We start from the raw sequence: 11497 nt of genomic DNA, 5'->3' as shown, positions 1-11497 counted from the left end.
GAATACACCGGTACGCCGAGGGCCTTGTAGGCCGCGGCGAAGACTTCGGCGGTCGGCAGGCCGCCCAGATAGGTGAAGCGCTCGCCCAGACGGCGGCGCACCGAGACCATCAGCTCGATGTCGCCCAGGCCGTCCTTGTAGCCGATCAGGTTCGGGCAGCGCTCGGCGAGCTGTTCCAGCAGGCTCGGGGTCAGCCGGCAGACGTTGCGGTTGTAGACCACCACGCCGATCTTCACCGACTTGCAGATCGCCTCGACGTGGGCGGTGACGCCTTCCTGGCTGGCTTCGGTCAGGTAGTGCGGGAGGATCAGCAGGCCTTTGGCGCCCAGGCGCTCGGCTTCCTGGGCCATGTGGATGGCCTGGCGGGTCGGGCCGCCGACGCCGGCGAGGATCGGCACGCTGCCGGCACAGGTGTCCACCGCGGTCTTGATGATCTGCGGGTACTCGTTGATGTCCAGCGAGAAGAACTCGCCGGTGCCGCCGGCGGCGAACAGCGCGCTGGCGCCGTAGGGCGCCAGCCATTCCAGGCGACCGGCGTAGGACGCGGCGTTGAAGTTGCCGGCGGCGTCGAAGTCGGTGACCGGGAAGGACAGCAGGCTGGAGGAGAGGATGGACTTGAGTTCTTGAGGAGTCATGGCGGATCGTCCTGTGCAGGGAATTGTTGTTGGTGTGCACGACAAGTCGGGGCTTGTGTTGACAGTCATCATATAAGTGAGTCGGGATGGCTGCAAGTCGTCAGACAGGCTTTTCGTCAGGTGCTCGGAGCGGCGATTTTGGGCAGGGGTTGCCGTTGCTACTGGTAATAAGGCCATTAAGGCACAGGCTGGATGGGGGCTGAGGCGATGCCGCTTGGGCGGCCTCCGGTGGCGGGGTGCTGGAGTCGGTTATGAGTATCCTATATGTTGTCATACAAGAGTGGCGACTGATCTGCCGCTGAGGCGCGTTCTGGCGTACCCTCGGGCGCAACGCATGCCGGTTCGGCCCGGCAACCCCAGGATTTTTGGCAGGCAGAAACGATCAGTTGGACATCATGAACATGCAAGGCACTTCCAGCGCTGCACCGCGCAAGCGTTCCCGCAGCCTCGCCCACGACCTGGTCACGGAGCTTACCCAGCGGATCCTGCTGGGCACGCTCGGCCCCGGCGACAAGCTGCCGTCGGAGAGCGAAATCGTCCGCGAACAGGGGGTCAGTCGCACGGTGGTCCGCGAGGCGATCTCCCGGCTGCAGGCGTCCGGGCTGGTGGAAACGCGCCACGGCATCGGCACCTTCGTGCTGGAGCGCAGTAAGCCGCAGGCTTCGCTGCGTCTGAACGTCGAGACCGCCCTGAGCGTGCGCGACATCCTCGAGCTGCGCCTCGGCCTGGAAAGCCAGGCGGTGGCCCTGGCCGCCCGGCGCCGCACCCAGGAGCAACTGGAGGCGATGCGCCGGGCGCTGGACGATTATCAGGATGCGCTGGCCGGCGAGCAGAGTTGCGTGGAGGCGGACCGGCGTTTCCATCTGCTGATCGCCGAGGCCACCGGCAATCCCTATTTCCAGGAGATCATGCGGCACCTCGGCGACGCGGTTATCCCGCGCAACCGCATTGGTTCCGTCGAGCGGGCCGGCGTCGACCTGACCCGCCACGGCTACCTGGCCAACCTGGAGCACGAGGCCATCCTCGGTGCGATCCGCCGGCAGGACCCCGACGCGGCACGGGCGGCGATGTGGACTCACCTGACCAACAGCCGCGAGCGCCTGGCGCCGGACGAGTGACCGGCGGGCGGTTCAGAACAGGCGGGCGAGCAGGGCGGTCACCGCGGTTTCCACGCGCAGGATGCGCTCGCCCAGCTGTACCGGGGCGAGGCCGGCGGTCTGCAGCTTGTCGACCTCGTAGGGAATCCAGCCGCCTTCCGGACCGATGGCCAGGGTCACCGGCCGTTCGACGGCGCGCGGGCAGGGCGGGAAGTCGCCGGGATGGCCGAGCAGGCCGAGGGTGCCGGCGGCGAGTTGCGGCAGGCGGTCCTCGACGAAGGGCTTGAAGCGCTTTTCGATCAGCACCTCCGGCAGCACGGTGTCGCGTGCCTGTTCCAGGCCGAGGATCAGCTGTTCGCGGATCGCCGTCGGCTCGAGGAAGGGGGTCTGCCAGAAGCTCTTCTCCACCCGGTAGCTGTTGAGCAGCACCAGGCGCGGTACGCCCATCGCGGCGACGGTCTGCAGCACGCGCTTGAGCATCTTCGGCCGGGGCAGTGCGAGCAGCAGGGTCAGCGGCAGCTTGGCCGGCGGTTCCCGGTCGAAGGTCACCTGCAGTTCGGCCTCCGCGGCGTCCAGGCGCAGCAGGCGGCCTTCGCCCATCGCTTGGCCCAGACGGCCGACCCGCAGGCAGTCGCCGGCTTCGGCGCGGTGCACTTCCTGCAGATGGCGCAGGCGGCGATCGCGCAGGATCACCCGGTCGGCGCCGACGAAGTCGGCGTCCTCGAGCAGCAGCAGGTTCACGCCTGTGACGCCGGCGGTGGGTCGTCGTGCTTGCGGGTGGCCACGGCGTTGCCGTCGCCGGCCTCTTCCGTGGCGCCGCGGCGGACCATGGCGCCGAACAGGATGCCGACCTCGAACAGCAGCCACATCGGCACCGCCAGCAGGGTCTGCGAGAAGATGTCCGGCGGGGTGAGGACCATCCCGACCACGAAGCAGCCGACGATCACATAGGGCCGGCTCTTCTTCAGGGTTGCCACGTCGACCAGGCCGATCCAGATGATCAGGAAGGTCGCCACCGGAATCTCGAAGGCCACGCCGAAGGCGAAGAACAGGGTGAGGACGAAGTCCAGGTATTCGTTGATGTCGGTCATCATCGCCACGCCTTCGGGGGTGACGCTGGCGAAGAAGTGGAACATCAGCGGGAACACCAGGAAGTAGATGAAGGCCATGCCGGAATAGAACAGGACGATGCTGGACGCCAGCAGCGGCAGGGCGATGCGCTTCTCCTGCTGGTACAGCCCCGGGGCGATGAACCCCCAGACCTGATGCAGGATCACCGGGACGCCGAGAAACAGCGCCACCCAGGCGGTGAGCTTGAACGGGGTGAGAAACGGCGAGGCCACGCCGGTGGCGATCATCGTCGCGCCTTCCGGCAGGTAGGCGCGCAGCGGTGCCGACACCAGGGTGTAGATCTCCTGGGCGAAGGGGACGAGTGCGGCGAAGATCAGCAGCACCGCGATCACGCAGCGCAGCAGGCGCGTGCGCAGTTCGGTCAGGTGCGCGACCAGGGGCATGTCCTGGTCGCCGTCCGGTTGGCCTGTCATGGGCTGGGCGTCTTGTCGGGAGTGGCGGCGGGGGCGTCGGTGCCGGTCGGGGCGGCGGGCTGCGGAGCCGGCGCGGAGGTGGCCGGAGCGCTGTCCGGCACGCTCGGCACGACGGGCGCCGGCGGCTGGAGGCTCTGCTTCATCTCCTGCTCCAGTTCGAGAATCCGTTCGTTATGCAGCTGGCGGCGAATCTCGTCGGCGCCGATCTCGCGCTCCACCTCGGTCTTGATCGCGCTGAAGCTGCGCTTCAAGCGGCCGATCCACAGGCCTGCCGTGCGCGCGGCGCCCGGCAGGCGCTCGGGGCCGAACACCAGCAGGGCCACCAGGCCGACCAGCAACAGCTCGGAAAAGCCGATATCGAACATGCGTCGGGCTCAGTCTTTGCGCAGCGGAGCGTCGACCTTCTGGGCCTGGCCTTCGAGGGTCTGCGGCTTGTTCAGCGTGTCGCCGGCCTGCGGCTCGGCCGGCGCCGGCTTGTGCTCGCCGTCCTCGGTGTTGACCGCCTTGCGAAAGCCCTTGATCGCTTCGCCGACGTCGGCGCCGAGCGTCTTCAGGCGCTTGGTGCCGAACACCAGGACGACGACGATGAGGATGATCAGCCAGTGTTTCCAGTCGAAGATACCCATGGAGTTTACCTTGCAGCTAAATGGTTAGGCGGACGGTTGGCGGGCAGCCTTTTCCGCATGCCCGGACAGGCCGAAGCGCCGTTCCAGTTCGTCGAGCACGGCCTGGGGGTGCTGGCCGAGGGCGGCGAGCATGACCAGGCTGTGGAACCAGAGATCGGCGGTCTCGTAGATCAGCTCGCTGCAGTCGCCGCTGACCGCGGCGTCCTTGGCGGCGAGGATGGTTTCCACCGACTCCTCGCCGACCTTCTCGAGGATCTTGTTCAGGCCCTTGTGGTACAGGCTGGCCACGTAGGAGCTGTCCGGGGCGGCGTTCTTGCGCGCCTCGAGCACTTCGGCCAGCTGGTTGAGGGTCTCACTCATGACGGTGTCCTGCATGGTAGATGGCGTCCGGGTCCTTGAGGATCGGGTCGACGACCTTCCAGGCGCCGTCTTCGAATACGCGGTAGAAGCAGCTTTCGCGGCCGGTGTGGCAGGCGATGCCGCCGAGCTGTTCGACCTGCAGGACGATCACGTCGGCGTCGCAGTCCAGGCGCAGTTCGTGCACCTTCTGCACGTGTCCCGACTCCTCGCCCTTGCGCCAAAGCTTACCACGCGAGCGCGACCAGTAGACGGCGTGGTTTTCCCGGGCGGTCAGGGCCAGGGATTCGCGGTTCATCCAGGCCATCATCAGGATGCGCCCGGTCCGGTGGTCCTGGGCGATGGCCGGCACCAGGCCGTCGGCGTTCCAGTGAATCTCGTCGAGCCAGTCTTTCATGTCCACTCCGTTGCAGCGCGGCGGCTGCGACAACCGGGTCAGTCGGGGGTGTGCTGGCGGCGTACCAGCAGATAGAGGCCGCTGGTCAGCATCAGCCAGCTCGGCCAGGCCTCGGGGGCTGCCAGGGGGGGCCGGCTGGCGAGCAGCAGGCCGCCGGCCAGCAGGGCGGCGCCGAGCAGGCGCAGGACATGCCGGTCGCGGGGCTGCGGGGCGCCGTGCGCCGGCCGGGTCGCCATGCCCTCCAGCGCCGCGCGGGTCATCTGCGCCAGATGGGGCAGCTGTTCGAGCTGGCCCTGCAGGTTACCGAGCACCGCCCGCGGGCTCATGCGCCGGCGCATCCAGCGTTCCAGGAAGGGCTTGGCGGTGGTCCAGAGGTCCAGCTCCGGGTAGAGCTGGCGGCCGAGCCCCTCGATGTTGAGCAGGGTCTTCTGCAGCAGCACCAGCTGCGGCTGGATCTCCATGTTGAAGCGCCGGGCGGTCTGGAACAGGCGCAGCAGCAACTGGCCGAAGGAGATGTCCTTCAGCGGCTTCTCGAAGATCGGCTCGCAGACGGTGCGGATCGCCGCCTCGAACTCGTTGACCTGGGTATCGGCCGGCACCCAGCCGGAGTCGATGTGCAACTGCGCCACCTTGCGGTAGTCGCGCTTGAAGAAGGCCAGCAGGTTGCGCGCCAGGTAGTCCTGGTCCTCCGGCGTCAGGCTGCCGACGATGCCGCAGTCGATGGCGATGTACTGCGGGTCCCAGGGCTGGCGGGTGCTGACGAAGATGTTGCCGGGGTGCATGTCGGCATGGAAGAAGCTGTCGCGGAACACTTGGGTGAAGAAGATCTCCACGCCGCGCTCGGCAAGCAGCTTGAGGTCGGTGCCCTGGTCGACGAGGGCGGGCAGGTCGGTCACCGGCACGCCGTAGATGCGCTCCATCACCAGCACCTTGGGCCGGCACCACTCCCAGTGCACCTGGGGCACGTAGAGCAGCGGCGAGCCGTCGAAGTTGCGCTTGAGCTGGCTGGCGTTGGCCGCCTCGCGGAGCAGGTCGAGTTCGTCGTAGATGGTCTTCTCGTAGTCGCCGACCACGTCGACCAGGTGCAGGCGGCGGGCCTCGGTGGAGGCACCTTCGGCCGTCCGGGCGAACAGGTAGAGCCAGGCCAGGTCCTGGCGGATCACCGCCTGGAGACCGGGGCGGACCACCTTGACCACCACCTCCTCGCCGCTCTTGAGCTGCGCGGCGTGCACCTGGGCGACCGAAGCGGAGGCCAGCGGCTGGCTGTCGAAGCGGGCGAACACCTCGCCGACCGGCGCGCCCAGCTGCGCCTCGATCAGCGCCACGGAGTGCTGCGGATCGAAGGGCGGCACGCGGTCCTGCAGCCAGACCAACTCGTCGGCGATATCCGGCGGCAGCAGGTCGCGGCGGGTCGATAGGATCTGCCCGAACTTGATGAAGATCGGCCCCAGATCCTGCAGGGCCAGGCGCAGCCGGACGCCGCGCGGCTGGTCGCTCGGCGCGCGCGGAAACCAGCGCCAGGGCAGGCAGCAGCCCAGCGCACGCAGCCACCAGGGCAGCAGCGGCAGGTCGAACAGCAGGTCGTCGAGGCGATAGCGGACGACGACGCTTTGGATGCGCAACAGGCGGCGGACGGCGAGGAGCTTCATGCGTTATCGCTGGATTCCAGTGTGTGGGCGAGGCGAGCGATGCGCGCCTCGAGGCGGTCCATGGCCAGCCTGAGGTCGTCGACCTCGGCGAAGCGGGCCTCGGCTTCGTGGCGACCGACCAGCGTGTGCGATTCCTCGGCGAGGTAGTCGGCCAGGTTCTGGCGCAGGCTGTCCAGGCTCTGGCCGCTCCAGCGCGCGGCATGCTGCAGGCTGCCGGCGAGCAGCGGGGCGGCCAGCGGGCCGAGCCAGCGCGACAGCTCGTATTCCCAGTCCAGCTCGAGGTCCTGGAGGATCTCGGCGAGCGCCAGCAGGGTGGCGCTGTCGCCTTCCAGGCTGACTTCGGGACTGTGCAGGATGGCGGTCTTCCGCCTGCTGGCGGCCAGGTGCAGCAGGCTCGCGGCGGGGGCGCGCAGGGTGCAGTCGGCCTCGCCCAGCCAGTGGCCGGCCAGGCGCAGGCCGTCGGCGTTCGGCAGGAGGTAGAGGGTCAGTTCGGGCGCTGTGCAACGCACTTCGAGCACGCGGCCGGCCAGTCGGGCCAGGCGCGGCAGGGCGGTGCCGTCCAGGCGCAGCAGGCGGTTGAGCCCGTGTTCCGCGCCCGCGAGCAGGGCCGTGCCGATCATCAGGGCTTGAGGCCGCGGTGCAGGGCGACGATGCCGCCGGTCATGTTGTGGTAGGTGACGCGCTCGAAGCCGGCGTCGACCATCATGCCCTTGAGGGTTTCCTGGTCCGGGTGCATGCGGATCGACTCGGCGAGGTAGCGGTAGCTGTCGGCGTCGTTGCTGATCAGCTTGCCGGCCAGCGGCATGAAGGCGAAGGAGTAGGCGTCGTAGGCCTTGCCGAGCAGGGGGTTGGACGGCTTGGAGAATTCCAGTACCAGCAGGCGGCCGCCCGGCTTGAGCACCCGCAGCATGGAGCGCAGGGCGTCGTCCTTGTGGGTGACGTTGCGCAGACCGAAGGCGATGGTGACCACGTCGAAGTGGTTGTCGGGGAACGGCAGCTTCTCGGCGTCGGCCTGGACGAAGCGCACGTTGCCGGCCACGCCCTTGTCGAGCAGGCGGTCGCGGCCGACCTTGAGCATGGAGTCGTTGATGTCGGCCAGCACCACCTCGCCGCTTTCGCCGACCAGGCGGGAGAACTGGCGGGTCAGGTCGCCGGTGCCGCCGGCGATGTCTAGCACCCGGTTGCCCCGGCGCACGCCGGACAGCTCGATGGTGAAGCGCTTCCACAGACGGTGCAGGCCGCCGGAGAGCACGTCGTTCATCAGGTCGTACTTGGCCGCCACCGAGTGGAATACCTCGGCGACCTTTTGTGCCTTCTGGCTTTCCGGGACGTTTTGGTAACCGAAATGGGTGGTGGGTTCGGCCTCGCGGCCCTTGCGCGGATCGTTCATGTCGCTGGCACCGGAAAAATGTGCCGGCCATTCTAATGCTGGTACTCGGGTTTGTCTTGCCGGGCGTCTGCGGCCGGCTCAGAGCATCAGCTTGACCAGCGACTCGCTGGGGTCGCGGGACTTGCCGGCGCGTTCCAGCTCGGCCAGGTACTCCGCCCACAGGCGGTCGTGGTCGCGGGCCAGCTGGTGGAGGTAGTCCCAGCTGTAGAGGCCGCTGTCGTGGCCGTCGTCGAAGATCAGCTTGAGGGCGTACTGGCCGACCGGCTCGATGCCGGTGAGGGCGACGCCGAGCTTGCCGTGCTGCAGCACGGGGGTGCCGTGGCCGCGCACTTCCGCCGAGGGCGAGTGCACGCGGAGGAATTCGGCGTCGAGGCGGTACTGCTCGTCGGACGCGTAATGCAGTTCGAGGACCTTCGAGGCCTTGTGCAGTTTGATGGCGGTGGGTATGCGCATCGCTGGAGCTCCGCAAGGTGAGGCGAGTTGTAGGGGTAACGGCGAGGCCTCGCCCACCGGCGTGGGGTCCGGTGGAAAGCGCTGCGCGGTTTTCCACCCTACGACTGCGGGGGATCGCTTACAGGATGTAGCGCGACAGGTCCTCGTTCTGGGCCAGTTCGCCGAGGTGGCCGTTGACGTAGGCGACGTCGATCACCACCGACCGGCCGCTGTGATCGGCGGCCAGGTCGGAGGCGCTGAAGGAGACTTCCTCCAGGAGGCGCTCGAGCAGGGTGTGCAGGCGGCGCGCACCGATGTTCTCGGTCTTCTCGTTGACCTGCCAGGCGATCTCGGCGATGCGCTTGATGCCGTCTGCGGTGAATTCGATGTCCACCCCTTCGGTCTTCAGCAGCGCGCTGTACTGTTCGGTCAGCGAGGCATGGGGCTCGGTGAGGATGCGCTCGAAGTCCTCGGGACTCAGTGCCTTGAGTTCGACGCGAATCGGCAGGCGGCCCTGCAGCTCCGGCACCAGGTCGCTGGGCTTGGCCAGATGGAAGGCGCCGGAGGCGATGAACAGGATGTGGTCGGTCTTGACCATGCCCAGCTTGGTGTTCACCGTGCAGCCCTCGATCAGCGGCAGCAGGTCGCGTTGCACGCCTTCGCGGGAGACGTCGGCGCCGCCGACGTTGGCGCGCTTGGCGACCTTGTCGATCTCGTCGATGAAGACGATGCCGTTCTGCTCGACCGCCTCCAGGGCGCGGGCCTTCAGCTCCTCCTCGTTGACCAGGCGGGCCGCCTCCTCGTCGCGGACCAGCTTGAGCGCCTCCTTGACCTTCAGCTTGTGGCTCTTCTTCTTGCCCTTGCCCATGCTGGAGAACAGGTTCTGCAACTGGCTGGTCATCTCCTCCATGCCGGGCGGGGCCATGATTTCCACCCCGCCGGGGGTTTCGGCGATCTCGATGTCGATTTCCTTGTCGTCCAGCTGGCCCTCGCGCAGGCGCTTGCGGAACAGCTGGCGGGTGTTGGAGTCCTCGCGTGCGACCGGCTCGTCGCCGAAGCCCTGGCGGGCCGGCGGCAGCAGGGCGTCGAGGATGCGCTCCTCGGCGGCGTCTTCGGCGCGGTAGCGCACCCGATCGATCTCCTGCTCGCGCAGCATCTTCACCGCGGCATCGGCGAGGTCGCGGACGATGGATTCCACGTCGCGGCCGACATAGCCGACCTCGGTGAACTTGGTCGCCTCCACCTTGATGAACGGGGCGTTCGCCAGGCGCGCCAGGCGGCGGGCGATCTCGGTCTTGCCGACGCCGGTCGGGCCGATCATCAGGATGTTCTTCGGGGTCACTTCGGCGCGCAGCTCGGCCGGCAGCTGCATGCGCCGCCAGCGGTTGCGCAGGGCGATGGCGACGGCGCGCTTGGCGTCATCCTGGCCGACGATGTGGCGGTTGAGTTCGTGGACGATTTCGCGGGGCGTCATGGACATGGGTTGGGCTCGCTTCATGCGTGGGGCGTCGGATCTCGGACCCTCCGTCGCGACATTCTGTTCGGTGGCCGCGGGTCTGCGGCCGGATGAGGTGGACGCTCAGTCGAGGTCCAGCTCCTCGATGGTCAGGTTCTGGTTGGTGAAGACGCAGATGCTGCCGGCGATGTTCAGCGCGGTTTCGGCGACCTCGCGGGCGGACAGGTCGGTGTGCAGCAGCAGCGCCTTTGCCGCAGCCTGGGCGTAGGGGCCGCCGGAGCCCATGGCGATCAGGCTTTCCTCCGGTTCGACCACGTCGCCGTTGCCGGTGATGATCAGCGAGGCGTCCTTGTTGGCCACTGCCAGCATGGCCTCCAGGCGGCTCAGCGAGCGGTCGGTGCGCCAGTCCTTGGCCAGCTCGACGGCGGCGCGGACCAGGTGGCCCTGGTGTTTCTCCAGCTGGCCCTCGAAGCGCTCGAAGAGGGTGAAGGCGTCCGCGGTGGCGCCGGCGAACCCGGCCAGCACCTGGCCGTGGTAGAGGCGGCGGACCTTCTTCGCGTTGCCCTTCATCACGGTGTTGCCGAGGGAAACCTGGCCGTCGCCGCCCATGACGACTTTGCCTTGGCGGCGGACAGAAACGATGGTGGTCAAGGGAGTGTCTCCACGCTGCGGGGCGGAAATGCCCGAGTGGAGCTTATATGGGGGAGGGGCGGGGGGATTTCAACGGGGGCGGGAGGGCGGCTGGCCGGTGTTGCACCGGCCAGCCGAGGCTCAGTGGGTCTGGCGCTGCTGGGGCATTACGTTGCTGAAGCCGTCGCCGGCCAGTTGCTTCTGCGCCTCCTCCAGCTGCTGACGGCTGGAGAAGGGGCCGGCCACCACGCGGTGCCAGGTTTCGCCGCGGACGTTGCCAACCTCGACGCGCACGCCCTGGCCGAGCAGGGCAATGCGCGCTTTGGCGTCCTCGGCATCGGACTTGCTGCGGAACGAGCCGGCTTGCAGGTAGTACTGGGTGGTCGGCGCCGGCTTGGCCAGCGCCGGCGGCTTGGCGGTGACGACGGGCGGCGTGCGGCCGTTGAGCAGGGCCTCGGCACGGGCGGCATCCTGGGTCGGCGTCAGCTTGGGCGGCTGAGGCGGCTGCGCTTGCGTCGTCTGTTGCGCCTGTTGCGCCTGTTGCGCCGGTTTGGCCGGCTGTACCGGTGCGACCTGTTGTGCCGGTTGCGGCGGTTTCGCCGGCTGCGCCTGCGCGGTCTGTTGCGGTGGTTTGGTCGGCTGTGCCGGTGCGGTCTGTTGAATCTGTTGCGGCGGTTTGGTCGGCTGCACCGGCACGGTCTGCTGTATCTGTTGCGGCGGTTTCGCCGGCTGCGCCTGCGCGGTCTGTTGCGCCGGTTTCGCCGGCTGCAGCGGTTGCGGTGGCTGGCTCGGCTGGACTTGCAGCGTTTGCAGCGCGGGCAGTTGTTGCAGCGGCTTCGGCGGCTGCGCTTGCGGCGGTTGTTGCTGCGCGGTCGGCGGCACCACGACTTCCGACTCCGGCAACAGGGTGTAGAAGTCGTACTTGGGCTTGCTCGGCGGCTGCGCTTGCGCCGTCTTGGCCGGCGGCGGCTCGGCGCTACCGCGTTTGATGGCGTCGCTGCCCGGTTGGAGTTTGGTCAGAAACACCGCGAAGCCGCCGACGGCCAGGCCGCAGACCATCCACAGCCAGCTCGGTATCTCCCGCTTGCGGGGCGGCGGGGTGCGGCTGGCACCGCGCTTGGGGGCATTGTTCTTTGCCATGCTGGTGGGTAAGTCCCTTCCTGATTAGCAATGAGCCTCAGCCAGAAGCCCTACAGGTACTCGGCAACGCCTACACTGGATATATGAACAGACTTCATGGAGGGGCGATCCATGTCCATGAACCGAATCCAGTTCCAACCCGGC

Annotated in this window: 15 protein-coding genes; 1 reads left to right on the top strand and 14 read right to left on the bottom strand. The window is 68.0% G+C overall.

Annotated elements, in window-relative coordinates:
* Window positions 1-635, bottom strand: a 635-nt coding sequence (locus BMY22_RS21325) for a 5-dehydro-4-deoxyglucarate dehydratase (RefSeq protein WP_090625269.1), incomplete at its 3' end; no start/stop codon positions are given.
* Window positions 636-1036: 401 nt separating this feature from the next.
* On the opposite strand from BMY22_RS21325, the gene BMY22_RS21320 reads away from it, so the two are divergent.
* Complete coding sequence (locus BMY22_RS21320) at window positions 1037-1753, top strand: FadR/GntR family transcriptional regulator (RefSeq protein ID WP_090625270.1); 717 nt, start codon at window positions 1037-1039, stop codon at window positions 1751-1753.
* A gap of 12 nt (window positions 1754-1765) precedes the next feature.
* On the opposite strand, the gene BMY22_RS21315 is transcribed toward BMY22_RS21320, so the two are convergent.
* From BMY22_RS21315 to BMY22_RS21255, 13 genes are all read right to left on the bottom strand, one after another.
* Window positions 1766-2473, bottom strand: coding sequence for a 16S rRNA (uracil(1498)-N(3))-methyltransferase (locus BMY22_RS21315; RefSeq protein WP_090625268.1), 708 nt, complete (start codon window positions 2471-2473; stop codon window positions 1766-1768).
* A complete protein-coding gene (tatC, locus tag BMY22_RS21310; protein ID WP_090625267.1) occupies window positions 2470-3276 on the bottom strand; it encodes a twin-arginine translocase subunit TatC in 807 nt (268 codons plus the stop codon). The genes BMY22_RS21315 and tatC overlap by 4 nt, the downstream gene beginning before the upstream one ends.
* The gene (tatB, locus tag BMY22_RS21305) at window positions 3273-3641 is read right to left on the bottom strand and encodes a Sec-independent protein translocase protein TatB (protein ID WP_090625265.1); all 369 of its coding nucleotides are present in this window, start codon (window positions 3639-3641) and stop codon (window positions 3273-3275) included. The genes tatC and tatB overlap by 4 nt, the downstream gene beginning before the upstream one ends.
* A 9-nt stretch (window positions 3642-3650) precedes the next feature.
* On the bottom strand, window positions 3651-3902 hold the full coding sequence (locus BMY22_RS21300; RefSeq protein WP_090625264.1) for a twin-arginine translocase TatA/TatE family subunit: 252 nt from the start codon (window positions 3900-3902) through the stop codon (window positions 3651-3653).
* A gap of 24 nt (window positions 3903-3926) precedes the next feature.
* Window positions 3927-4262 (bottom strand): phosphoribosyl-ATP diphosphatase, encoded by a 336-nt coding sequence (locus BMY22_RS21295; RefSeq protein WP_090625262.1) that lies wholly within the window; start codon window positions 4260-4262, stop codon window positions 3927-3929.
* Complete coding sequence (gene hisI / locus BMY22_RS21290) at window positions 4255-4656, bottom strand: phosphoribosyl-AMP cyclohydrolase (protein WP_090625261.1); 402 nt, start codon at window positions 4654-4656, stop codon at window positions 4255-4257. The genes BMY22_RS21295 and hisI overlap by 8 nt, the downstream gene beginning before the upstream one ends.
* A 38-nt stretch (window positions 4657-4694) precedes the next feature.
* Window positions 4695-6305 (bottom strand): ubiquinone biosynthesis regulatory protein kinase UbiB, encoded by a 1611-nt coding sequence (gene ubiB / locus BMY22_RS21285; protein ID WP_090625259.1) that lies wholly within the window; start codon window positions 6303-6305, stop codon window positions 4695-4697.
* The gene (locus BMY22_RS21280) at window positions 6302-6925 is read right to left on the bottom strand and encodes a ubiquinone biosynthesis accessory factor UbiJ (RefSeq protein WP_090625258.1); all 624 of its coding nucleotides are present in this window, start codon (window positions 6923-6925) and stop codon (window positions 6302-6304) included. The genes ubiB and BMY22_RS21280 overlap by 4 nt, the downstream gene beginning before the upstream one ends.
* Window positions 6925-7695, bottom strand: coding sequence for a bifunctional demethylmenaquinone methyltransferase/2-methoxy-6-polyprenyl-1,4-benzoquinol methylase UbiE (gene ubiE, locus BMY22_RS21275; RefSeq protein ID WP_090625256.1), 771 nt, complete (start codon window positions 7693-7695; stop codon window positions 6925-6927). Before ubiE ends, BMY22_RS21280 begins: the two co-directional genes overlap by 1 nt.
* A gap of 78 nt (window positions 7696-7773) precedes the next feature.
* Window positions 7774-8148, bottom strand: coding sequence for a gamma-butyrobetaine hydroxylase family protein (locus tag BMY22_RS21270; RefSeq protein ID WP_090625254.1), 375 nt, complete (start codon window positions 8146-8148; stop codon window positions 7774-7776).
* A 118-nt stretch (window positions 8149-8266) separates the two neighbouring features.
* Window positions 8267-9607 (bottom strand): HslU--HslV peptidase ATPase subunit, encoded by a 1341-nt coding sequence (gene hslU, locus BMY22_RS21265; protein WP_090625253.1) that lies wholly within the window; start codon window positions 9605-9607, stop codon window positions 8267-8269.
* Window positions 9608-9706: 99 nt separating this feature from the next.
* Window positions 9707-10234 (bottom strand): ATP-dependent protease subunit HslV, encoded by a 528-nt coding sequence (gene hslV, locus BMY22_RS21260; protein ID WP_090625251.1) that lies wholly within the window; start codon window positions 10232-10234, stop codon window positions 9707-9709.
* 120 nt (window positions 10235-10354) lie between these two features.
* On the bottom strand, window positions 10355-11353 hold the full coding sequence (locus tag BMY22_RS21255) for an SPOR domain-containing protein (RefSeq protein ID WP_090625250.1): 999 nt from the start codon (window positions 11351-11353) through the stop codon (window positions 10355-10357).
* Between the last annotated feature and the right edge of the window lie 144 nt (window positions 11354-11497).

The sequence above is a fragment of the Azotobacter beijerinckii genome (genome assembly GCF_900110885.1).
Taxonomy (GTDB): Bacteria; Pseudomonadota; Gammaproteobacteria; order Pseudomonadales; family Pseudomonadaceae; genus Azotobacter; species Azotobacter beijerinckii.
The sequence above is the reverse complement of the archived record's forward strand: the minus strand, read 5'-3'. Positions and strand labels throughout refer to the sequence as shown.